The sequence below is a fragment of the Hafnia alvei genome, assembly GCF_034424155.1.
GTDB classification, from domain to species: domain Bacteria; phylum Pseudomonadota; class Gammaproteobacteria; order Enterobacterales; family Enterobacteriaceae; genus Hafnia; species Hafnia alvei.
This window is the reverse complement of the sequence record NZ_CP139992.1, coordinates 2,144,868-2,168,328: the sequence shown is the minus strand read 5'-3', so window position 1 is coordinate 2,168,328 and position 23,461 is coordinate 2,144,868. Positions and strand designations below refer to the sequence as shown.

The window sequence follows — 23,461 nt, the reverse complement described above, 5'->3', positions numbered from 1 at the left end:
CCCCAAATAATTTGCGCTGATTTATGGCGGCAAGTGAGTAAATCCGATGAGCTTACCCTCGTAAGTAATTTGGATGCACCAGCGTAGCCCATGCCAAAGCAGCTTCAAGTATGAAGGTTATAAAAGGATGGTTATCCCCCATGACAAACACCTTTTTCGTTACGGCCGACTGGCTATCAGCTCATTTGAGCGACGATGATATTCAGCTCATCGACGCACGTATGCCTCCGGCTGGACAAGAAAATCTGCGCGATATCCATGCCGAATTTATCGCTTCACATCTCCCCGGTGCGCTGTTTTTTGATATTGATGCCCTCTCCGATCACTCGAGCCCACTCCCTCACATGATGCCATCAGCTGAAAAATTCTCTGCTGATATGCAAGCGTTGGGAGTCAATCAGGAAAAACATCTGGTGGTATACGACGAAGGAAACCTGTTCTCAGCCCCGCGTGCGTGGTGGATGCTGCGCACCTTTGGCGCAAACAAGGTTTCCATTTTAGCCGGTGGTTTTCATCAATGGAAAGCACAGGGGTACGAGCTTGAAAGCGGGATGCCAACGCCTAAACCGGCCTCCTTTAGCGCTCAATTCGACCCGACCGTGGTTAAAAACGCCAACGATGTTTTGCTAGCAACACAAACTCACAGCGCTCAAATCGTTGATGCTCGCGCGGCTGCACGGTTTAAAGGTGAAGTCCCCGAGCCGCGTGCGGGACTACGCCAAGGTCATATTCCCGGCAGCCACAACGTGCCGTGGGGAGACTTAGTTAAAGACGGGGAATTGAAATCAAACCAAGAATTGAAAGCGATCTTTACCGCTGCGGGCGTGAGCTTTGAACAACCGATTATCGTTAGCTGTGGCTCAGGCGTCACCGCGGCGGTGGTGGTTCTGGCGCTGACCACGTTACAGGTTAACGGCGTGGCGCTTTATGATGGTTCATGGAGCGAATGGGGAGCCAATCCCGAATTACCCATTGAGTGCTAGTCAACTTGGGCAGAATGCAACATGACCCGCCGTTGTATTCTGCCCATGAACGCTTAAGAATTAACGCAACATATCACTGTTTATCAGTATTTTTCTTCGGCGCAACGCGCTTCAACTGAGTAATCAGCTCCTTACGGAAATCCCCCAAACGCGGTTTATCATTTTCCAGCCACGGCAGCGGGCGACATAGCTCCATCGCTTTAATCCCCAAGCGCGCAGTCAGTAAACCAGCACCGATGCCCTGCGCGGCACGCGCTGAAAGACGAGCGGCTAGATCTTGCGAGATCCAATCCATACCCACTTCGCGCACTAGCTCGGAAGCACCGGCAAAGGCAATATTGAGCAGCACCAAGCGGAATAAACGAATACGGCTGAAATAACCTAATTCAATGCCGTACAGTGCCGCAATTCGATTAATCAGACGGATATTTCGCCACGCGATAAACGCCATATCCACCAGCGCCAACGGACTGACGGCGATCATAAGGGTCGATTCCGCGGCGTAGCGGCTGATTTCACGCCGAGCCTGAACGTCCAGCACCGGTTGTACCAGTTTGCAATACAGCTCGACCACTTCTCGATCGTTATGTGTTTCATGCAGCGACGCCTGCCAGCGCTGTACCGCTGGATGGCTCTGATCTAGATTTGCCTGCTGCATCAGCTTTTCACAAAACGCTTTACCCTGCCCGATACCGTGGCTATGCAACAAGTCGCGCGCAACATCGCGCTCTTGCGCCCGCTCACGTAAACGATAAAGACGTCGCCATTCCGTGATGAGCGAGCCAACGCCCGCCAATACGATCAGACCACCGGCAACGGTGCCGCCCAGCGCAATCCAGTCCTGCTGAACCCACGCCTGATGAAACCACTGCACACCTTGGGCAATCACGCTCACACCAAACAACGCTAAACCAGCACCGACCATGCGCCGCCATAGGCTGCGCTTTGGTTTAAGCGCCGCATTGATAATGCCTTCTGCACGCCCTTCGTCCTGCTCTTCCGTCAGGACTTCTGGCTCGGCTGGGAGGAAATTTTCAGCGTCCTGTGGCGCAAACTGTTGGCTGGCTTTCAGCACCATTTCCGGCTCGGTCGCCAGCGGTTGGTCAAAATCAATTCTTGGTTTTATCGGTTCGCTCATCGCAGCTTATCTCCCAATAAAAACTCCATCACGCTGTCCATGCGGATATGCGGTAATGGGCTGTCCACGTTCATACTCTGTGGGCGGAAATCTTCAAAATGGAAACCCTGCTTCTGCCAGAATTCGTTGCTGGGCAAACGCGCGGGCACTTCACCGGGAAATACGGTCAGTGGCTTCTCATCGGCAAGACGATATCCCTTCAACGCAGGGATTTTCTGTCCGTTATGCTCGACCAAACCGCTCTGTGTAGCCTGCACCGAAGCGATACCGGCGCAGTCCATGCTAATCCCTTCAAACGCCGCATTTTGCCATGCATCCTGCACCAGCTGTTGAAGCAAAGAGACCAGATTGGCATGCTGATCGGCGGTGACGTGGTCAGCTTTAGTGGCCGCAAACATTAGGCGATCGATGCACGGCGAAAAGAGCCGGCGATACAGCGTGCGTTTGCCATAGTGGAAACTCTGCATCAGCTGAGTTAGCGCCAGACGCATTTCATTAAACGCCTGCGGCCCGCTATTCAGCGGTTGTAGACAATCCACCAGCACAATTTGACGATCGAAACGAACAAAGTGCTCTTTGTAGAAGCCCTTCACCACTTCATTGCAATAATAGTTGTAGCGCGAACGCAGCATGCCGATGTTGGAATGCTTATCGGCCTGAGCCAGTTTAGATTCCCCCATGCTTTCAACCTGTGGCCAAGGGAAAAACTGCAACGCCGGCGCACCGGCCAAGTCGCCAGGTAACACAAAACGTCCCGGCTGAATAAAGTGTTGCCCTTCTTCTTTGCAACGCAGCAGATAGTCGGTATAGGCCTGTGAAATTGCCGCTAACTGTTTTTCATCTGCCGGTGCTAGCGGATCGCATTGTTCACACAGCGCTAACCATTCTGCGGCCCACTCTTTACGCTGCCCCTGCAGCAAACCATTCATCTGGCGTGACCAGCTCAGATAGTCTTGCTCTAGCATCGGCAAGTCGAGAAGCCATTCGCCGGGGTAATCGACAATTTCCAGATACAGCGTCGAGGTATCTTTAAAATGGCGCAGCAGCGAATCATTACTGCGAAACTTCAGTGCCAAACGGATTTCACTCACGCCGCGCGTCGGCGTCGGCCACGTTGGTGGCATGCCGTAGAGCTGTGACAGTCCTTCATCATAGGTAAAGCGTGCCACGCCAAGATCGCGCTGCGGAACGCGCTTGGCGCCGAGCAACCGCTCTTCACGCACGGCAGAAAACAGCGGCAAACGAGCACCGCTGTGAATATGTAAAAGTTGATTAACCAGAGAAGTGATAAATGCGGTTTTTCCGCTCCGGCTTAACCCTGTCACCGCCAAACGTAAATGGCGATCGACACCGCGGTTAACCAGAGACGCTAATTCATTTTGTAGCCTTTTCATTCCTCTCCTTACACGAAGCCGTTATGGCTTTTCAGCTCCGTGACGATATCGAGACGTTGCCTGACGAACTGCGCGCTGTAATAAGGGTTCTAGCCCCCATATTAACAGCCAGCGCAAAGGTCGCCACGTTACATAACGTAATACACCGGCGGCAATACCGGCTGGGGCAAAGGTCAGCCCCAAAAGCAAACCGTTCTTAATGAGGCCAGGCAGATGACGCCGAGCCTTACGGCCACCTGCACGCAGCATATCAGCAGGTTTAAATTGACTCATCGTTTTCTCCCCAGCGTGTCATTAATAAAACTATAAATTCTGGAAACGCTTATTGACGCCAAACGTTTCCGAGGTCACATAACGTTCCAAACGACGCAGGCGCTGCTCGCATTCGTTAAGTTCGGTGGTAACCACCTGCATTTGCTGACGCGGTGACGGTTGATGATCGCCGCTCAGCTCCGCCACTTGGGCGGTTGGCAGCGTCATGGATAACACCACGTACAATATCGCGGTGATGATAAACAGGCCGCAGAAAATCGACAGCACCGCCATCACGCGCACCAAGGCAACAGGAACGCCCATATATTCGGCTAGCCCTGCGCAAACGCCTTTCACCACGCCTCGCTCAGGAATGCGATACAGTTTTTTACCGCTCATCGGCGTTGTCATTAAGCGTCCCTCCAGTTTGGATGCTCCGCATCCAGAATGGATTCCAGCGCGCTAATGCGTTGACGCATGCGCTGTGCTTCTTCATTTAACTGCGCTAAGCGCTGCACTTCCTGCGTTTGCAAGACGCTGTCGTTTTGCTGACGATTGCTGTAATGCAGCCATAGCCAAACAGGTAATACAAACAGCACAAAAATAGTCAGAGGGATGGCAAGAAAAAGGTAGCCCATCGTGAATTCCTTATTATTGGTTTACAGCCATTAGCAACAGTCTATTCCCTTCTCCGGCGTTATGGATGTATTCCATACCATAACGCCGGTCATTTGATTCTACATCGCGCTTATTCAGGACGATTCATTTTGGCTTTTAGCGCCGCCAACTGCTGGCCAATTTCATCATCGGCTTTCAGATCGGCAAACTCTTGATCCAGCGATTTCTTTTTGCCTAATCCCATCGTTTCAGCTTCGGCTTCCATGTGGTCGATACGGCGTTCAAACTGCTCAAAACGCGCCATCGCTTCATCTAATTTACCGCTGTCGAGCTGACGACGAACTTCACGCGATGATGCAGCGGCCTGCTGACGCAGCGCCAGTGCCTGTTGGCGAGCACGCGTTTCCGTCAGTTTGCTTTCTAGTTCGGTGATTTCGCGCTTCATGCGATCCAACGTTTCTTCTACGTTGCTCACTTCATGGCGCAGCGTGGTCAGCAAATCACTCACTCGCTGTTTTTCAATTAACGCCGCACGTGCCAGATCTTCTTTATCTTTACGCAGCGCCAGCTCGGCTTTGTCCTGCCACTCATTGAGCTGAGTTTCACCCTGTTCAATACGGCGCATCAGCTGTTTTTTCTCGGCTAAAGCGCGGGCGGAAGTGGAACGCACTTCGACCAAAGTATCTTCCATTTCCTGAATCATCAGGCGAACCAGCTTCTGTGGATCTTCTGCTTTATCCAGCAGCGTATTGATGTTGGCGTTTACGATGTCGGCGAAACGAGAAAAAATACCCATTGTTAATACCCTCACTCTTGCGTTGCGGCGTGCGTTTGGTTCGGCACATCCGTTGTTAAAATGGTTTACTGTCTCGCAAATACATAATCAACTTTCGTGCCAACTTTTAAATTAAAACTAATAAATTGATTTATAAAGAAAAAATAAAAATTGTTGCCACCAACAGGCAAAACATGATGTGATGAATTTAGCCAACAGATAGCGAAATTCACTAAATGGAATCCTGCGATGTCAGATAATATTGAAAATATGCTCGGCCAAGCCAACAGCTTCCTTGAGGTGCTGGAGCAGACTTCGCAGCTGGCGAAGTTGAATAAACCGGTATTAATTATTGGCGAACGTGGAACAGGTAAAGAGCTGATAGCTCATCGTCTGCACTATCTGTCTAATCGTTGGCAGGGGCCGTTCGTGTCGCTGAACTGTGCCGCGCTCAATGACAACTTGCTGGATTCCGAGCTTTTTGGTCATGAGGCCGGTGCGTTTACCGGTGCGCAGAAGCGCCATTTAGGCCGCTTCGAGCGTGCCGACGGCGGTACGCTCTTTCTTGATGAGCTGGCTACCGCGCCAATGTTAATTCAGGAAAAGCTGTTGCGCGTGATTGAATATGGTCATTTAGAGCGCGTAGGCGGCAGCCAGCCTTTGCAGGTCGATGTGCGCTTAGTATGCGCGACCAATGCTGATTTGCCGGCGATGGCTGAAGCGGGTACCTTCCGCGCTGATTTGCTGGATCGCTTAGCTTTTGACGTTATCCAACTTCCGCCGTTAAGAGAGCGTCGCAGCGATATCATGCTGTTGGCTGAGCATTTTGCCATGCAGATGTGCGGTGAACTGGGGCTCGCATTCTTTCCCGGCTTCAGCGATGGCGCGCGGCAAACGCTACTGGATTACGGCTGGCCCGGCAATATCCGTGAATTGAAAAACGTGGTGGAGCGATCGGTCTATCGTCATGGTGATTCACCCGAACAGTTAGACGCGATCGTGATTAATCCGTTTAAACATCGCACAACCGACTTGCCCTCTTCTGCCAGCACGCCTGCGGCGTCACAAATAGATGCACAAACAGCGCAGCCGTCTTTACCCATCGATCTTAAAGATTGGCTGGCAGAGCGCGAAAAACAGATCATTATTCAGGCGCTGCAAGAGAGTCGGCATAATCAACGTCAGGCCGCGGAGTTGCTGAATCTGACCTATCACCAACTGCGTGGAATCATGAAGAAGTTGGGGATTCAGGGATAAGATTAGCAACGAGGTTTCGGTAAATTACAGATAAAAAAAAGCCAGCACCCGGCTGGCTATAAAGTAGATCTGGAAGCAATGTGAGCAATGTCGTGTTCTTAAGAGAATTAATTGCCCTGAGGAGGCATTCTCTAAAGAACGAGATGGATGATAATGGTTATCACTACCATGTGTAAAGTGGTTTGTTGCGAATTTTTCTTATTTGTATTTGCAGCGTGCGCCAGCTCACATCTTCTTCGCCGCTTTATTACGCAATATTTAGCGCAAAACCCCACTGCTGCGTGATTTCTGACTTATGCTTACCAGTAGATTGGTTAAGCAAAAGGCAAATAACCCCTTCATCTCACTGGAATGATTGGGCTGCCAGCCAATGTACGTTACACTAAACACTTTGCTCAACAACCTCTTGAAGCGTTTATGCGTGGTCTAAAAACCCTGATGCTGGCATTAAGTTGCCTGTCTGCCGTTGCGACAGCAGCCGAAATTGCCCCTGTGACCAAAACCAAACCGCTGCCGGATATCCGCCAGAGCGGCTTCATTTATTGCGTCAGCGGGATCCTGAATACCTTCAATCCACAGATGGCCAGCAGCGGTCTTACGGTCGATACCCTCGCCGCGCAGCTTTACGATCGTCTGTTAGATGTTGACCCCTATACCTACCGCCTCATTCCTGAATTAGCCCAGAGCTGGGAGGTGTTAGACGGTGGCGCAACCTATGTGCTGCATCTGCGTAAAGATGTGCCGTTCCAAACCACTGACTGGTTTAAACCGACGCGCAAGATGAACGCCGATGATGTGGTGTTTAGCTTCAACCGCATGTTTGATCCTAACCATCCGTATCATGAAGTGAACGGCGGTCATTATCCCTATTTCGAGAGTTTGCAGTTTAGCGATGCGGTGCAAAGCGTACGTAAACTGGATAACTCAACGGTTGAAATTCGCCTTAAACAACCGGATGCCTCTTTCTTATGGCACCTCGCCACGCATTACGCGCCAATACTCTCGTCTGAATACGCAGATAACTTAGCGAAAAAGGGCAAAGAAGAAGATATCGACCGTCTGCCGGTGGGTACCGGTCCGTTTATGCTCAATGAGTACCACGCGGGACAATATATTCGCTTGGATCGCAACAATGCGTTTTGGAAAGGCAAACCGCGGATGCCACAGGTTATTATTGACCTCGGCGCAGGCGGCACCGGGCGTTTGTCCAAACTGCTGACCGGCGAATGCGACGTGCTGGCCTACCCTGCGGCCAGCCAGTTGAGCATTCTGCGCGACGATCCGCGTCTGCGTTTAACGCTGCGCCCTGGAATGAACGTTGCCTACTTGGCGTTCAACACCCGCAAGCCGCCGTTGGATAATTTGGACGTTCGCCGCGCCATTGCCTATTCCATCAATAACCAGCGCCTGATGCAGTCTATCTACTACGGCACGGCGGAAACCGCGGCTTCTCTGCTGCCTCGTGCGTCTTGGGCGTATGACAGCGAAGCAAAGATTACCGAATACAATCCAGAAAAATCGCGTGAACTGCTGAAACAGGCAGGCGTGACCAATCTGCACTTACAGCTATGGGTGCCAACGGCGTCTCAAGCTTATAACCCGAGCCCGCTAAAAACCGCCGAGCTGATTCAGGCTGATATGGCGCAGGTGGGAATTAAAGTCAGCATTATTCCGGTGGAAGGTCGATTCCAAGAAGCGCGCCTGAGCGACATGAGCCACGATATGACGCTCTCCGGCTGGGCAACCGACAGTAATGACCCAGACAGTTTCTTCCGTCCGTTGTTGAGCTGCGCGGCAATTCAGTCGCAGACTAACTTGGCGCACTGGTGCGATCCTTCTTTTGATTCGCTGCTGCATAAAGCCCTGCTGTCTCAGCAACTGTCGCAGCGTATTGACGATTATCAAGATGCACAAAAGATCTTAGAAGAACAGCTGCCTATCTTGCCTCTGGCGTCCTCGTTGCGCCTGCAGGCATATCGCTATGACATCAAAGGACTGGTATTGAGCCCGTTTGGTAACGCCTCATTTGCCGGTGTTTATCGTGAAAAACAGCCAGAACCGGCTGCCACCAACGATCCTGATGCGGGACCACCGACGCCAGCCTCAGAACCCCCTGTCGTCGTGGAGGATAAACCATGATTATCTTCACATTGCGCCGTCTTTTGCTGCTGCTGGTGACGCTGTTTTTCCTGTCGCTGGTGGGGTTTAGCCTGCTCTATTTCACGCCACATGCGCCGTTAGGTGGCGCTTCGCTGTTCGACGCCTACCGTTTCTATGTGCATAGTCTGCTGCAAGGCGACTTCGGCGTTTCCAGTATTAACGGGCAGTTGATTATCGAACAGCTGAAGGAAGTTTTCCCCGCTACCATGGAGCTGTGCATTCTGGCCTTCGTGTTTGCGCTGGTGGTAGGTATTCCGCTGGGTATTATTGCCGGTTTACTGCGCGGCAAATGGCAGGATGGCGCGATTAGCGCGCTGGCGCTGTTTGGCTATTCAATGCCGGTATTTTGGCTGGCGATCCTACTGATGCTGTTCTTCTCGCTGCATCTCGGCTGGCTGCCGGTTTCAGGCCGCTACGATCTGCTCTACCCGATGAAAAACGTGACCGGTTTTGCGCTGATTGACGCTTGGCTGTCAGATTCGCCTTATCGTGATGACATGCTGATGAGCGTTGCCCGTCATATGATCCTACCGGTGACGGCGCTGGCGCTGGTGCCGATGACCGAAGTGATCCGCCTGATGCGTATCAGCACCGATAACGTCGTCAGCCAGAATTACATTAAAGCCGCCGCCACGCGTGGCTTATCGCGTTTCACTATTATTCGCCGTCATGTGTTACACAATGCGCTGCCGCCGATTATCCCAAGGTTGGGGCTGCAATTTTCGACCATGCTAACGCTGGCGATGATTACCGAAGTGGTGTTCAGTTGGCCGGGGCTCGGGCGTTGGTTGATTAACGCCATCCGCCAACAGGACTTTGCCGCTATCTCTGCCGGTGTCATGCTGGTAGGGACGTTGGTTTTAGTCGTCAACGTGCTGTCTGATATTGTGGGTGCGCTGACTAATCCGCTGAAACATAAGGAATGGTATGCACTTCGATAACGTATACCGCGAAAAACGCGTACCGAGCCCGCTGCGTCAGACGTGGCTGCATTTCCATGCCGATACCCTCGCCATGATTGGTTTGTATGGCGTGCTGCTGCTGATCGCCCTGTGCTTTTTCGGCACCATGCTGGCACCTTATGCGCTGGATCAGCAATTCCTTGGCTATCAATTACTGCCGCCGTCGTGGTCACGTTACGGTAACGTGTCATTCTTCCTTGGCACCGACGATCTGGGCCGCGATATTCTCAGCCGTTTATTAAGCGGCGTCGCACCAACGTTTGGTTCTGCGCTGGTCGTCACCATCGCTGCCAGCGTTTTTGGCGTCATTATCGGCATTCTAGCGGGCGTCACCCACGGTCTGCGTTCCGCGATTTTGAACCACATTCTGGATACGCTGCTGTCGATTCCTTCTCTGCTGTTAGCCATTGTCGTTGTCGCCTTTTTAGGGCCGCGCCTTGAGCACGCCATGCTGGCCGTGTGGTTAGCCCTTTTGCCACATATGGTGCGAGAAGTTTATACCTCAGTTCACGAAGAACTTGAGAAAGAATATGTGGTTGCCGCCCGTTTAGACGGCGCATCAACGTGGTTTATCCTGTGGGATTCCGTGCTGCCCAATATCGCGGGCGTACTGGTGGGTGAATTTACCCGCGCCCTCTCCATGGCGATATTAGATATCGCTGCATTAGGCTTTCTCGATCTGGGGGCTCAACTGCCGTCGCCAGAATGGGGAGCCATGCTGGGTGATTCCTTGGAGCTGGTTTATGTCGCGCCGTGGACGGTGATGTTGCCAGGCGCTGCCATTATGATCAGCGTGCTGCTGGTGAATTTGTTGGGCGACGGAATGCGCCGCGCGATTAATGCCGGTGTGGAATAGGAAACAAAATGCCGTTACTTGATATTCGTAACCTCACCATTGAATTCATGACCGCCGAAGGGCCGGTCAAAGCCGTCGATCGGGTCAGCCTTACGCTCACCGAAGGCGAAGTGCGCGGACTGGTTGGTGAATCTGGCTCAGGCAAAAGTTTAATTGCCAAAGCGATCTGCGGCGTAACCAAAGATAACTGGAAAGTCACCGCCGACCGTTTTCGCTTTGATGACATTGACCTGCTGCGCTTAACGCCGCGTCAACGACGTCGGCTGGTGGGCCATAATGTGTCGATGATTTTTCAGGAGCCACAGTCCTGTCTGGACCCTTCTGAAAGCATTGGCAAACAGGTGATTCAGGCGATCCCCGGTTGGACCTATAAAGGCCGCTGGTGGCAGCGTTTTCGCTGGCGTAAACGCCGCGCCATTGAACTGCTGCATCGCGTCGGGATTAAAGACCACAAAGATATCATGCGTAGCTTCCCGTATGAGTTGACGGAAGGTGAATGCCAGAAGGTGATGATTGCCATCGCCTTGGCTAACCAGCCACGTCTGCTGATTGCCGATGAACCGACCAATGCCATGGAACCCACCACGCAGGCGCAAATTTTCCGTCTGCTGTCGCGCATGAATCAAAACAACAACACGACGATTTTATTGATCAGCCATGACCTGCAAATGATGAGCAAATGGGCTGACCGCATTAACGTGATGTACTGCGGCCAAACGGTTGAAAGCGCGACCTGTGAAGATATTTTAGTTGCGCCACATCATCCTTACACGCAGGCGCTGATCCGCGCGATGCCTGATTTTGGCCGCGCACTGCCCCATAAAAGCCGCTTAAACACGCTACCGGGTGCCATTCCTTCGTTAGAGCATTTGCCTATCGGCTGCCGCTTAGGCCCACGTTGTCCGTATGCGCAAAAAAAATGCATTGAGACACCGCCGCTGCGCAGCGTAAAAACGCATAAGTTTGCCTGTCATTTCCCGCTTAACATGGAGGAGACGCAATGAGTACGCTGTTGGAGGTGCACAATCTACAAAAGACCTTCCGCTACCGCACCGGCTTGTTTCGTCGCCAAAATCTTGAAGCGGTTAAACCCGTTAGTTTTACGCTGCGCGAAGGACAAACACTGGCGATTATTGGTGAAAACGGCTCAGGGAAATCCACACTGGCAAAAATGCTGTCAGGCATGATTGAGCCCACGGCGGGCGATATCGTGATTGATGACAAGCAGCTAGAGTACGGCGATTTTCGCTACCGCAGCCAGCGGATCCGCATGATTTTTCAAGATCCGTCTACGTCACTCAATCCGCGCCAGCGTATCGGCCAGATCCTTGACGTTCCCCTACGGCTAAACACTGAACTGGATGCGCCCGAGCGTGAACAGCGTATCAATGAAACGCTGCGCCAAGTCGGCTTGCGTTCGGATCACGCCTATTACTATCCGCATATGTTAGCGTCCGGACAAATTCAACGCATCGCCTTGGCGCGCGCCTTAATATTGCAGCCACAGGTGATCGTAGCGGATGAAGCGTTAGCGTCGCTGGATATGTCGATGCGTTCACAGATTATAAATTTGATGTTGGAACTGCAGCAAAAACACGGTATCGCTTACATCTATGTTACCCAGCATTTGGGCATGATGAAGCACATTAGCGATCAGGTGATGGTGATGCATCATGGCGAAGTGGTGGAGCGCGGTAGCACTTCGGAGGTGTTGGCAGCCCCACTGCATGAGCAAACCAAGCGTCTCATCAATAGTCATTTTGGTGAAGCATTAACGGCTGATGCATGGCGTCGTGACGGTGGTGTTTTCTGAAAAGCGATTTTATCGCCAATTACGGACTAAAATTCAATCACTGATCCGAGCAGAGCATCAAAAGCATTCCACAGTGAATCAAGCGTGATAGAATCGCTCGGTTTTGTTTTATTAACACAAGTGCTGGAAGAATTAACAATTCCTGTTTCTGTATAAAAATGTGAATTGGTTTTCCTCCGCCTCTATCAGTTTATGCCCTGCTCCTCCAATATTATTGGCATCGCAGTACGGCATAAACTAAGACTACAAGGACTATTTGTATGGGTTTTCTAACCGGTAAGCGCATTCTGATCACTGGCGTAGCCAGCAAACTCTCCATTGCCTACGGTATCGCACAGGCTATGCACCGTGAAGGCGCCGAGCTGGCTTTCACCTACCAGAACGACAAACTGAAATCTCGCGTAGAAGAATTCGCCGCTCAGTTGGGTTCTAATCTGGTTCTGGCTTGTGACGTAGCAGAAGACGAAAGCATCGATGCGATGTTTACCGAGCTGGCAAAATCTTGGCCGAAATTCGACGGTTTCGTTCACTCCATTGGCTTCGCTCCAGGCGACCAGTTGGACGGCGACTACGTGAATGCGGTTACCCGTGACGGTTTCAAAATCGCACACGACATCAGCTCTTACAGCTTCGTTGCGATGGCAAAAGCATGCCGTACCATGCTGAACCCAGGTTCAGGCCTGCTGACTCTGTCCTACTTGGGCGCAGAACGTGCAATCCCTAACTATAACGTGATGGGTCTGGCAAAAGCGTCTCTGGAAGCTAACGTTCGCTACATGGCTAACGCGATGGGCCCAGAAGGTATCCGTGTTAACGGTATCTCTGCGGGTCCAATCCGTACGCTGGCAGCGTCTGGCATTAAAAACTTCCGTAAAATGTTGGCACACTGCGAAGCGGTTACCCCAATTCGCCGTACCGTGACCATCGAAGACGTCGGTAACTCAGCCGCATTCCTATGCTCACCACTGGCAGGCGGTATTTCGGGTGAAATCCTGCACGTCGATGGCGGCTTCAACATTGCAGCAATGAACGAGCTGGAACTGGATTAATTTCCGTCGTTTATTCCGCTTATAAATCCCTGGCTTCGGCTGGGGATTTTTTTATCTCAGCGCGGTTATTCCTTTTCAGCCTAGGCTATTCCTTAACAATATTTCATCTCTAGGCCGCATTCGGCAAGGATAGTACCCTGTTTCATAAAGGGTTCCCCCTTTTCTTGCCCGACGTCTGAAGGATATCCGATGGAGCGACCAAACTCGCCGCTGACGGTTTTTAGCTCACGCCATAACGCACCAACCTCTGATGCGGATAATCACCAGCATCTGGCTCAGGGCCGCTTTCCGTTGTTCAATGAGCGTACCGAGCGTGACGCCTATTTCCAGCGGGTTGGCGATGTTTATACCCAACTGTTAGGCTCCGAGCCTGAAGTTTCCCGCGAACATTCTCTCTCACGCTACGACCGCTTAAGCATTGCGCTTACCGTAGCGCAGGTTTCGCAGGTAACACCGCTTAGCGCCTTTTATGCCAAGCAGTTGGCTCCGCTACATTGCCCACACAACACCCGCGAAAGTAATCAGCGTTTAGCCCAAATTACCGAGCATGCTCGGCTGCTGGCGTGGGACCCCACACGCAGTACAAAACAAACCTTACGCGCGCTGCGTGCGGTAAAACTGTCATACCCCGACATAGTGACACTGTCACAAATAATAGGCCTTGTAGTGCTACAGTCGCGCCTGATTGCGGGCACTGCCGCCCTTTCCGGCTGTTCGTTGCCGTCTGAGCCAAGAATATTTCCCACCCTTGAATTGGCTCCGCTCACAGAAGCGTCATCGGCGGCATGGCGCCCTTGGTTGCCGCTCGGTGCCGACGCCACGCTGGCACCGGTGGCAATATGCGGTGCACCGTCGGGGCTCGCCATCGTCTTAATGTTGATCAACATGCATGACGGTGAAGGCGCTGATACCAGCAGTGAAATTTTTAGCGACGGCTACAACTGTAGCGATCTGCTGCGCCAACCGCTGCGTGAACTGGCCTTTTTAGTTAGCGCTAGGCTTCTCGGCTGTCATCGCAGTAGCCAACATCACGCACGCCGTTTTTTGCTGCTGAGTAAACATCGCCAGCAGGCCGACGCAGTACTCGCCGATCCCGTGACCGCACTCGCACAATGCAGCCGCCGTGAACAGGCTATTATTCAAGCCAGTCTGACCCTCACGCAAACCCCCTGCTTATTTTCTCCCGCACACATCACGTCTTTAACTCAGTCGGGGCTGTCAGCCGCAGAAATTCTTGAGCTTATCATTGCCCTAGCAACCGGCGCGTGGAGCCAACGGCTACTCGTTTCGCTGGGGGAATGAACAGATTTACCCCATTTGCCGATCATTTCATCCCCAGTCGCATCATGGGCTTGCTCACAGGCACTGATTCGCGTAAAAATGTGAACCGCTCTTGAGGTCATTCACTTCATCCACCTGCCGGAATCTACGTTTCAATACTATGTTTCAGGATAACCCGCTGCTCGCGCAGCTAAAACAGCAACTGCACTCCCAGACTCCACGCGTTGAAGGCGTGGTTAAAGGGACCGACAAAGGTTTTGGCTTCTTGGAAGTTGACGCCCAGAAAAGCTATTTCATCCCGCCACCGTACATGAAAAAAGTCATGCATGGTGACCGCGTTCTGGCTGCTGTTCACACTGAGAAAGATCGTGAAGTCGTTGAGCCGGAAGAGCTGGTTGAGCCTTTCCTAACAAGATTCGTTGGCCGGGTACAGAAAAAAGACGGTGATAACCGCCTTTCCATCATCCCCGACCATCCATTGCTGAAAGATGCCATCCCATGCAGAGCGGACAACAACGTCACGCATGAGTTTAAGCAAGGCGACTGGGCCGTTGCTGAAATGAATCGGCATCCGCTGAAAGGCGACCGCACTTTCTTTGCCAATATCACCACGTTTATTACCGACGCGGATGATGATTTTGCACCATGGTGGGTCACCCTTTCCCGTCACGGACTGGATCGCACGGCACCAGAATGGTCTGGTAGCGAAATGCATGAAGAAGGCTTGGAGCGTGAAGACCTCACCGCTCTGCCATTCGTCACCATTGACAGCGCCAGCACCGAAGATATGGATGATGCGTTGTATGTGCAGGAGAACGAAGACGGTTCTCTGGCATTAACCATCGCCATTGCCGATCCAACGGCCTACGTTGAGCCAGACTCCGAGCTGGATAAAATTGCTCGGGTGCGTGCTTTCACGACTTATTTGCCTGGTTTCAACATTCCAATGTTGCCGCGCGATTTGTCTGACGATCTGTGCTCACTGCGCCCTAATGAACGCCGTCCAGCGTTGCTATGCCGCGTCACCATACAGAAAGACGGCGCTATTTCTGACGATATTCGCTTCTTTGCTGGCTGGATTGAATCCAAAGCCAAGCTGGTTTACGACGAAGTTTCAGACTATCTGGAAGGCGTTGGCAGTTGGAAACCGGAAAATGCCCAAATCGAACAGCAGGTTCGCCTGTTGCATCGCTTAGCCGATTCCCGCTCTGATTGGCGTCAGCACCACGCCTTGGTATTTAAAGATCGCCCAGATTATCGCTTTGTTTTAGGCGAAAAAGGCAGCGTGGTTGATATCATTGCCGAGCATCGCCGTGTGGCAAACCGTATCGTGGAAGAGTGTATGATCACCGCTAACGTCTGTGCTGCCATCGTGCTGCGTGACCGTTTAGGCTTCGGTGTTTATAACATCCACTCCGGTTTCGATCCGGCGCTGGTTGAACAGGCCGTGAGCATTCTGCAAGCCAACGATGTATCTGCCAACGCAGAAGCATTATTAACCTTGCAGGGCTTCTGCGAACTGCGTCGTCACTTAGATTCGTTGCCAACGACGTTCCTTGATAGTCGCGTGCGCCGTTTCCAGACCTTTGCTGAAATCAGCACCGAACCGGGCCCGCATTACGGTTTAGGCTTAGAGGCCTACGCAACCTGGACTTCGCCGATCCGTAAATACGGTGACATGGTGAATCATCGCCTGCTGAAAGCGCTAATTGCGAATAAACCGGCCGAACGCCCGGATGAAGCCATTACCGTTCAGATGGCAGATCGCCGCCGCCTGAATCGTATGGCCGAGCGTGATGTTGGTGATTGGTTATATGCGCGCTTCCTGAAAGATAAAGCGGATCCAGCCGTTCATTTTAACGCTGAAATCGTTGATATTTCGCGTGGCGGTATGCGCGTGCGTTTGGTTGATAACGGTGCGATGGCGTTTATTCCATCCTCGTTTATTCACGCCGTGCGTGATGAGCTGGTATGTAGCCAAGAGACGGGCTCCATTCAGATCAAAGGCGAAACCGTTTATCAGACGGGCGATGCCCTACAGGTTTATCTGGTTGAAGTGCGCTTAGAAACACGCAGTATTATTGCCAAGCCGGTTGCTTAATCTGAAATATTGAGGGGCATGGGGTACTCGCCCCGTGCTCCTCAATCGTTTAAGCGCGCAATGTGAGATCAACAGACGTTTTCAAATCAATCCCAATCTGGCGCAAACTCAGGGCTGACTAAACGTTCGTTGCGTTCAAGTTCTGCAATCTGCTTCATTTCCGCATCGCTTAAAACAATCTTCAATGCGTCTAAGTTGCTGGCTAAATTCTCACGTTTGGTGGACGAAGGGATAACCGTGTAACCCTTTTGTAACGACCACGCCAAAGCCACCTGTGCGGCGCTCACACCATGCGCCTGCGCAATTTGGGTAATGACGACGTCTGTTAACACCTTGCCATAGGCTAGAGGCATATAGGCAGTTACCGGAATGCCCTGAGAGGCAGCAAACTCAGCCACTTTTTCATTTTGCAGGAACGGATGGATCTCAATTTGCTGGCTAGCAATATTCTGCGCACCCACCGCGTCGATGGCCTGCTTCATTTGTTCGATAGTAAAATTAGAGATCCCTATCGCTTTGGTTAAACCCATCTGCTGAGCCTGATACAAGGCCTGCATGCTCTCAGCAATGGTTGGCGATGCATCACGCGTTGGCCAGTGGATCAGGGTTAAATCGACCTGCGCCAGTCGCAGTTTTTTCAGGCTTTCTTGCAGGCTTTCAATCAGCTTTTCAGGCGCGAGATTTTCCAGCCAAATTTTCGTGGTAACAAACAGCTCATCACGCGGTACACCGCTTTCTTCAATAGCTTGTCCAACCTCAGCTTCATTGCCATAGATCTGCGCGGTATCGATATGACGATACCCCAGCGCCAACCCATTGCGCACAGAATCAATCACGACCTGCTCTTTCAGACGAAACGTTCCTAGCCCCAGTTTTGGCATCATCATTTTGGTGTTGCTCATTTTATATCCTTTTGATTTTGTGTGGTAACAGAGTGATGTTGGGCAAAGCGTTGCCCTGTTGCTGAGAGTGAGTATGTGGGGAAGTTTTTTTGTTTAAAATAGCGTTAATTGCAAATGTATTGTGTTCAAGAATCACAAATGCCCAGACTAATCTTATTCTGCCCTCAATTATTGACTCAAACGCAAAGGTGTTGTGATTCAGATCGCCTATTTTATGAAAATAAATAGTGTGATAATTGCATCAGTCGCTAATTACATTATCGAATCACAACACGGCGCCACGCCCTATTCTGCGCCGCATGAGGAGCTTCATTATGAGTAAGATTTTCCTGATCAACGGTATGAAAGCGTTTGGCCACTCTAAGGGCCAGCTGAATACCACTCTGCATGACGTCGCTAAAGAAACATTGGCTGCGATGGGCCACGAACTGCGTGAAACTACGATTGACCACGGTTACGAAATCGAACAAGAAATTCAAAACTATCTGTGGGCCGACGTGGTTATTTACCAGATGCCAGGTTGGTGGATGGGTGAGCCGTGGATCGTTAAAAAATATATCGACGAAGTGTTCACCGAAGGTCATGGCCGTCTGTACGCGAGCGATGGTCGTACCCGTTCAGACGCGAGCAAAAAATACGGTTCTGGCGGCTTGATTCAGGGTAAACAGCACATGTTGTCTCTGACTTGGAATGCGCCACAGGAAGCTTTCGACGATCCAGAACAGTTCTTCCACGGTCAGGGCGTTGATGGTCTGTACATGCATTTCCATAAAGCCAACGAATTCTTGGGTATGACTCGTCTGCCAACTTTCCTGTGCACCGACGTGATCAAAAATCCAAATGTGGAGCATAACATTGCATGCTACCGCGACCATTTGGCGACCGTGTTTGCTAACAAATAAGAGATTGCGATGATTACTGTTATTGCCGAAATTAAAGTTCGTGCGGGGCATTTAGACGCTATCGTTAAGCGCTTTCAAGCTTTGCAAGCAGAAGTGCTGGCGGAGGAAGGTTGCTATCAGTACACGCCGCTCACGGATACCTTGCCCGCTATTGAGCGTCAGAGTTTAGCCGCTGACACGCTTTTCATGGTTGAACGTTGGGAATCTCACGCGCATTTGGATGCCCATCTGAAAACGGTACACATGGTTCGCCACCATGAAGAAACGCAGGATCAGGTCGAATCCGTTACCCTGCGCATCTTGACCGATCATTCTGTTTGCTAACCGTTTTTATTGCCACTGTGTCTATTGCTTTAGCAGCTGATATTTCAGCGGCTTTTTTATGTCGTTAATCGCTTAGCCTTTAGCTTTCAGCGCGGTCAGTTCGGCGATCCGCATAATCACTGATACCGCTTTTTCCATACCTTCCAAGGTAATGAATTCATGTTTGCCGTGGAAATTATAGCCTCCGGTAAACAGATTCGGGCAAGGCAGACCGCGGAATGAAAGCTGCGCGCCGTCTGTCCCCCCGCGAATTGGGCACATAATCGGCTCAATGCCGACGTCGTGCATCGCCTGCTGTGCCAATTCAATGATATGTGGGTGTTTTGCCACTTCATCACGCATATTGTAGTAGCTGTCATCTAACGTCACTTCGATATAGCAGTCACGGTGCAAACCTTTGCCCACTTTCTTTGCGATATCCATGATGTTTTTCTTGCGAGCTTCAAAGCCCTCACGGCTGAAATCACGCACGATATAATGCATTTCTGCTTTCTCAACCGTGCCTTTCATCGAGGCAAGATGATAGAAACCTTCATAGCCTTCCGTGTGTTCAGGCGTTTGCTCTGGCGGTAATTCATTGTGAATACGCGCAGCAAGTGACAGCGCGTTAACCATCACGCCTTTCGCCGTGCCCGGATGCACGTTGTTACCCACGATCTTAATCGTCACCGATGCCGCGTTGAAGTTTTCACACTCCAACTCGCCGACGCCACCACCATCAACGGTATAGGCCCATTCCGCGTCAAAGGCTTCAACATCAAAGAATTGAGCCCCCTTGCCGACTTCCTCATCCGGTGTAAACGCAATGCGAATATCGCCGTGTGGAATGTTGTTATGTTTGAGACGCAGCATAGCGGTCACAATTTCGGCGATACCGGCTTTATCGTCGGCACCGAGCAGCGTTTTGCCATCGGTAGTAATCAGCGTTTGGCCTAACAGCTGGTGTAATACGGGGAACATCACCGGCGAGAGAACCTCATCACCAATGCCTAAAGCAATATCACCACCGCGATAGTTTTCCACGATCTGCGGATTCACATTTTTACCGCTGGCGTCGGGCGCGGTATCCAAATGCGAGATAAAACCGATTGTCGGCGCTTTCCAACTGACATTAGACGGCAGCGTTGCCATCACACAGCCATGATCGCTTAACGTGACTTGCTCGAAGCCGAGCTCAACTAATTCAGCCTGTAGCGCCCGCGCCAACTTCATCTGGCCATCTGTGCTAGGAACCTGACGTACACCTGCTTTGGACTGTGTGTCGAAAGAAACATAATTAAAAAAGCGATCGAGTAAGTTATTCATAAAAGTGTCTCGCAATGATTCGTTATTCGTCGCAGTCCACATCATCCCCATAATCGATGGTTAAGAATGAAGGACAAGTGCCGCATTAGATAAATAACCCTAAATTTTATGTCGGGTTTAAAAAATCGACTAATGGGCTAGCCTGACAACGTCAAGTGGGGGCTTTGCAAGGGTATCTCTTCATAATCATGTGATCTGTCTCATATTATGAAAAATCCCCTATGCCCTCGTCATAGGTTTTACATTATGCGTAGGGCTCAAAACGGAAATATTGCGTCAGGTCATTTTTAGCTAAAGTTAAAGAAAGTAAGGAAAGTAATACCGGATAAAAATAGCCGTTTCACAGGATTTCTGCCCCATTTGGGGTAAATTAGTGCATCATAGTTAAACCAAGGCGAGAAAATCGGGTTTTCTTGGCTGGCTGGCTTTTAATTAAGGTTCACTCAGTCTATCATTCGCGCCTTATTTTTTGAGTGGCGCCGCTGGTTTTGAGCTACCTGACTCATTGATTTACTTTGAGTCTTCTGCTCCTACAGTCTTTTTTTTCAGCGGCGGTTCTATCTGCAACACGTAACGGGATAGAGTAGCAAATAAATGACTGAGATATCTTCTCTGGGTTCCAACGCAGCATTACAGCCTGTTGTTCGTTTGACAGGTATCCGTAAGTCTTTTGATGATAAAGACATCATCACCGATCTTGACCTTACTATTAATCATGGCGAGTTCTTAACCATTCTCGGCCCCTCTGGCTGCGGGAAAACCACCGTTTTGCGTCTTATTGCCGGTTTGGAAGACGTTGATGATGGCCGCGTTATTTTGGACGGCGATGATATCACTCACGTCCCAGCCGAGAATCGCTGCGTTAATACCGTGTTCCAAAGCTACGCGCTGTTCCCGCACATGACCGTGCTGGACAACGTCGCCTTTGGCTTGCGCATGCAGAAACGACCAGAAGCCGAAATTATTCCTCGCGCCCATGAAGCGCTGCGTATGGTGCAGTTAGAGGAGTTCGCTCAGCGTCGGCCGCATCAGCTGTCTGGCGGACAACAGCAGCGCGTGGCCATTGCACGTGCGGTTGTGAATAAACCCAAGGTGCTTTTGCTGGATGAATCGCTGTCTGCGCTGGATTATAAGCTGCGCAAACAGATGCAAAATGAGCTCAAGGCCTTGCAGCGTAAGCTGGGTATTACCTTTATTTTCGTCACCCACGACCAAGAAGAAGCGCTGACCATGTCAGACCGCATCGTGGTGATGCGTGATGGTAAGATTGAGCAAGACGGTACACCGCGCGAAATCTACGAAGAACCTAAGAACCTGTTTGTTGCCAGCTTTATTGGCGAGATCAATATTTTTGACGCCGAGGTTCTGTATCGCGTGGACGAACATCGCGTTCGTGCCAACGTCGAAGGCCGCGAGTGTAATATTTACGTCAATGCTGAAATGGACGTGCAGCCGGGCGATAAGCTGAATGTGCTGCTGCGCCCCGAAGATGTGCGAGTCGAAGAGATCCACGATGCCGGACAGGTTGATGGCATCATAGGATACGTGCGCGAGCGCAACTATAAAGGCATGACGTTGGAATCTACCGTTGAATTAGAGAACGGAAAGATGGTGCTGGTGAGCGAATTCTTTAACGAAGACGATCCCGACGTCGATCATTCGTTAGATCAGAAAATGGCCGTGACTTGGGTCGAAAGCTGGGAGGTGGTGCTGGCTAATGAAGAAGTCGCGTAAGTATTTTCAAAACGTGGTGATCACAACCGTGGTCGCCTGGCTGGTGCTGTTTGTCTTTATGCCGAATCTGATGATTATCGGCACCAGCTTCCTGACGCGTGATGACACCCATCTGATAAAGATGGTGTTTTCCTTCGATAATTACACTCGCTTATTTGATCCATTGTATGCCGAAGTGCTTCTGCACTCGCTGAATATGGCTATCATCGCCACGCTATGTTGTTTGGTGATCGGGTATCCTTTTGCCTTTATTCTGGCGCGGCTACCGGAAAAAGTTCGCCCTCTTCTGCTGTTTTTACTGATTGTGCCTTTCTGGACCAACTCACTGATCCGTATTTATGGCCTGAAACTATTCCTCAGTACCCGAGGTTATTTAAACGAGGTTCTGCTGTGGATTGGGATTATCGATAAGCCGCTGCGCATCATGTACACGCCCGAAGCCGTGATCCTTGGGCTTATCTATATTCTGCTGCCGTTTATGGTGATGCCGCTGTATTCCAGCATCGAGAAGCTGGATAAGTCGGTATTAGAGGCCGCACGTGATTTAGGGGCAAATAAATTCCAAACGTTTATTCGGATTATTGTTCCTCTCACCATGCCCGGTATTGTGGCGGGCTCGTTGCTGGTCATGCTGCCATCTCTGGGGCTGTTTTACGTTTCCGACCTGCTGGGCGGCGCGAAGAACCTGCTGATTGGCAACGTGATTAAAAGCCAGTTCCTGAATATCCGTGACTGGCCATTCGGCGCGGCCACTAGCATCTGTTTGACACTGGTCATGGGCATCTTGCTATATATCTATTACCGCGTTGGGAAACTGATGAATAAAAAGGTGGAACTGGAATGATCGGACGCCTGCTGCGCGGTGGATTTATGTCCATCGTCTACGCCTATTTATATATCCCTATTATTATTCTGATCGCTAACTCGTTTAATAGTTCGCGTTTTGGTATCAATTGGAAAGGCTTCACCTTTGATTGGTACAGCACGTTGATGAACAATGACAGCCTGCTGCAAGCGGCTGGGCATTCCATCACCATGGCCGTCCTTTCTGCCACCTTTGCCACGCTGATTGGTTCATTAACGGCAGTGGCGCTTTTCCGTTACCGATTCCGCGGCAAACCTTTCGTTAGCGGCATGCTTTTTGTGGTGATGATGTCGCCCGATATCGTGATGGCAATTTCACTGTTAGTCCTATTTATGCTGCTGGGCGTTTCATTGGGTTTTTGGTCGTTGCTGTTTTCACACATCACCTTCTGCCTACCCTTTGTGGTTGTCACCGTGTATTCGCGTTTAAAAGGTTTCGACGTGCGAATGCTTGAAGCGGCAAAAGATTTGGGCGCGGGTGAAGTGACGATCCTGCGGAAAATCCTCCTGCCGTTGGCGATGCCTGCAGTGGCGGCGGGTTGGCTGCTGAGCTTTACCCTATCCATGGATGACGTGGTGGTTTCATCATTCGTCACTGGCCCAAGCTATGAAATTTTACCGCTGAAAATCTACTCGATGGTGAAAGTGGGTGTGTCGCCGGAAGTGAACGCCTTGGCAACCATACTGTTGGTACTTTCGTTGGTGTTGGTTCTTGGCAGCCAGCTTATTTTGCGTGATAGAACAGCGAGTAAGTAGCGGGATAAGTTAAATCTACTATGACAAAGGCGCTG

23 protein-coding genes are annotated in these 23,461 nt (G+C 51.0%); 15 read left to right on the top strand and 8 right to left on the bottom strand.

Annotated features, from left to right (window positions below):
• The first annotated feature begins 140 nt into the window (after positions 1–140).
• Complete coding sequence (sseA, locus tag U0008_RS10145) at positions 141–983, top strand: 3-mercaptopyruvate sulfurtransferase (protein WP_043493092.1); 843 nt, start codon at positions 141–143, stop codon at positions 981–983.
• A 73-nt stretch (positions 984–1,056) separates the two neighbouring features.
• Here the strand turns inward: sseA and U0008_RS10140 are convergent, their stop codons facing one another.
• The 6 genes from U0008_RS10140 to pspA form a co-directional block, all read right to left on the bottom strand.
• On the bottom strand, positions 1,057–2,121 hold the full coding sequence (locus tag U0008_RS10140; protein WP_043493090.1) for a YcjF family protein: 1,065 nt from the start codon (positions 2,119–2,121) through the stop codon (positions 1,057–1,059).
• Positions 2,118–3,515 (bottom strand): YcjX family GTP-binding protein, encoded by a 1,398-nt coding sequence (locus U0008_RS10135; RefSeq protein ID WP_043493089.1) that lies wholly within the window; start codon positions 3,513–3,515, stop codon positions 2,118–2,120. The genes U0008_RS10140 and U0008_RS10135 overlap by 4 nt, the downstream gene beginning before the upstream one ends.
• A 21-nt stretch (positions 3,516–3,536) precedes the next feature.
• On the bottom strand, positions 3,537–3,788 hold the full coding sequence (locus U0008_RS10130; protein WP_040045045.1) for a phage shock protein PspD: 252 nt from the start codon (positions 3,786–3,788) through the stop codon (positions 3,537–3,539).
• A 30-nt stretch (positions 3,789–3,818) separates the two neighbouring features.
• On the bottom strand, positions 3,819–4,178 hold the full coding sequence (gene pspC / locus U0008_RS10125; RefSeq protein ID WP_025801220.1) for an envelope stress response membrane protein PspC: 360 nt from the start codon (positions 4,176–4,178) through the stop codon (positions 3,819–3,821).
• On the bottom strand, positions 4,178–4,405 hold the full coding sequence (gene pspB, locus U0008_RS10120) for an envelope stress response membrane protein PspB (RefSeq protein ID WP_025801219.1): 228 nt from the start codon (positions 4,403–4,405) through the stop codon (positions 4,178–4,180). Before pspB ends, pspC begins: the two co-directional genes overlap by 1 nt.
• A gap of 110 nt (positions 4,406–4,515) precedes the next feature.
• A complete protein-coding gene (gene pspA, locus U0008_RS10115; protein WP_025801218.1) occupies positions 4,516–5,181 on the bottom strand; it encodes a phage shock protein PspA in 666 nt (221 codons plus the stop codon).
• A gap of 228 nt (positions 5,182–5,409) precedes the next feature.
• On the opposite strand from pspA, the gene pspF reads away from it, so the two are divergent.
• The 9 genes from pspF to U0008_RS10070 all read left to right on the top strand — a co-directional run bounded on the left by pspF (position 5,410) and on the right by U0008_RS10070 (position 16,639).
• Entirely contained in the window at positions 5,410–6,417 is a 1,008-nt protein-coding gene (gene pspF, locus U0008_RS10110) for a phage shock protein operon transcriptional activator (protein WP_043493085.1), read from the top strand.
• Positions 6,418–6,834: 417 nt separating this feature from the next.
• Positions 6,835–8,556, top strand: coding sequence for an ABC transporter substrate-binding protein SapA (gene sapA / locus U0008_RS10105; RefSeq protein WP_226930219.1), 1,722 nt, complete (start codon positions 6,835–6,837; stop codon positions 8,554–8,556).
• Positions 8,553–9,518, top strand: a complete 966-nt coding sequence (gene sapB, locus U0008_RS10100; RefSeq protein WP_025801215.1) for a putrescine export ABC transporter permease SapB — start codon at positions 8,553–8,555, stop codon at positions 9,516–9,518. Before sapA ends, sapB begins: the two co-directional genes overlap by 4 nt.
• Positions 9,505–10,395 (top strand): putrescine export ABC transporter permease SapC, encoded by an 891-nt coding sequence (gene sapC / locus U0008_RS10095; RefSeq protein WP_025801214.1) that lies wholly within the window; start codon positions 9,505–9,507, stop codon positions 10,393–10,395. The genes sapB and sapC overlap by 14 nt, the downstream gene beginning before the upstream one ends.
• 8 nt (positions 10,396–10,403) lie before the next feature.
• Positions 10,404–11,399, top strand: coding sequence for a putrescine export ABC transporter ATP-binding protein SapD (gene sapD, locus U0008_RS10090; protein ID WP_025801213.1), 996 nt, complete (start codon positions 10,404–10,406; stop codon positions 11,397–11,399).
• The gene (sapF, locus tag U0008_RS10085; RefSeq protein WP_043493082.1) at positions 11,396–12,208 is read left to right on the top strand and encodes a putrescine export ABC transporter ATP-binding protein SapF; all 813 of its coding nucleotides are present in this window, start codon (positions 11,396–11,398) and stop codon (positions 12,206–12,208) included. Before sapD ends, sapF begins: the two co-directional genes overlap by 4 nt.
• A gap of 260 nt (positions 12,209–12,468) precedes the next feature.
• Positions 12,469–13,257: an enoyl-ACP reductase FabI gene (fabI, locus tag U0008_RS10080; protein WP_025801211.1), complete on the top strand. Its 789-nt coding sequence runs from the start codon at positions 12,469–12,471 to the stop codon at positions 13,255–13,257.
• Positions 13,258–13,446: 189 nt separating this feature from the next.
• Positions 13,447–14,559, top strand: a complete 1,113-nt coding sequence (locus U0008_RS10075) for a peroxidase (RefSeq protein WP_043493080.1) — start codon at positions 13,447–13,449, stop codon at positions 14,557–14,559.
• A gap of 139 nt (positions 14,560–14,698) precedes the next feature.
• Entirely contained in the window at positions 14,699–16,639 is a 1,941-nt protein-coding gene (locus U0008_RS10070) for an exoribonuclease II (RefSeq protein WP_043493079.1), read from the top strand.
• Positions 16,640–16,725: 86 nt separating this feature from the next.
• Here the strand turns inward: U0008_RS10070 and dkgB are convergent, their stop codons facing one another.
• Positions 16,726–17,526, bottom strand: coding sequence for a 2,5-didehydrogluconate reductase DkgB (dkgB, locus tag U0008_RS10065; RefSeq protein ID WP_043493349.1), 801 nt, complete (start codon positions 17,524–17,526; stop codon positions 16,726–16,728).
• A gap of 329 nt (positions 17,527–17,855) precedes the next feature.
• Between dkgB and U0008_RS10060 the strand changes: the two genes are divergently transcribed.
• Positions 17,856–18,443, top strand: coding sequence for an NAD(P)H-dependent oxidoreductase (locus U0008_RS10060; RefSeq protein ID WP_025801207.1), 588 nt, complete (start codon positions 17,856–17,858; stop codon positions 18,441–18,443).
• 9 nt (positions 18,444–18,452) lie between these two features.
• Complete coding sequence (locus U0008_RS10055; protein ID WP_025801206.1) at positions 18,453–18,767, top strand: putative quinol monooxygenase; 315 nt, start codon at positions 18,453–18,455, stop codon at positions 18,765–18,767.
• Between the two features lie 72 nt (positions 18,768–18,839).
• Here U0008_RS10055 and pepT read toward each other — a convergent pair whose 3' ends face one another.
• Positions 18,840–20,072: a peptidase T gene (gene pepT / locus U0008_RS10050; RefSeq protein WP_025801205.1), complete on the bottom strand. Its 1,233-nt coding sequence runs from the start codon at positions 20,070–20,072 to the stop codon at positions 18,840–18,842.
• Positions 20,073–20,666: 594 nt separating this feature from the next.
• Here pepT and potA point away from each other — a divergent pair.
• Genes potA through potC form a run of 3 tightly spaced genes read left to right on the top strand, consistent with a single transcriptional unit; the run spans position 20,667 to position 23,426 of the window.
• On the top strand, positions 20,667–21,806 hold the full coding sequence (gene potA, locus U0008_RS10045; RefSeq protein WP_043493077.1) for a spermidine/putrescine ABC transporter ATP-binding protein PotA: 1,140 nt from the start codon (positions 20,667–20,669) through the stop codon (positions 21,804–21,806).
• Positions 21,790–22,650 carry a spermidine/putrescine ABC transporter permease PotB gene (gene potB, locus U0008_RS10040; RefSeq protein ID WP_043493075.1) on the top strand — a complete coding sequence of 287 codons (861 nt, stop codon included), beginning with the start codon at positions 21,790–21,792 and terminating at the stop codon, positions 22,648–22,650. The genes potA and potB overlap by 17 nt, the downstream gene beginning before the upstream one ends.
• The gene (gene potC / locus U0008_RS10035) at positions 22,647–23,426 is read left to right on the top strand and encodes a spermidine/putrescine ABC transporter permease PotC (protein WP_025801202.1); all 780 of its coding nucleotides are present in this window, start codon (positions 22,647–22,649) and stop codon (positions 23,424–23,426) included. Before potB ends, potC begins: the two co-directional genes overlap by 4 nt.
• The last annotated feature ends 35 nt before the right edge of the window (positions 23,427–23,461 follow it).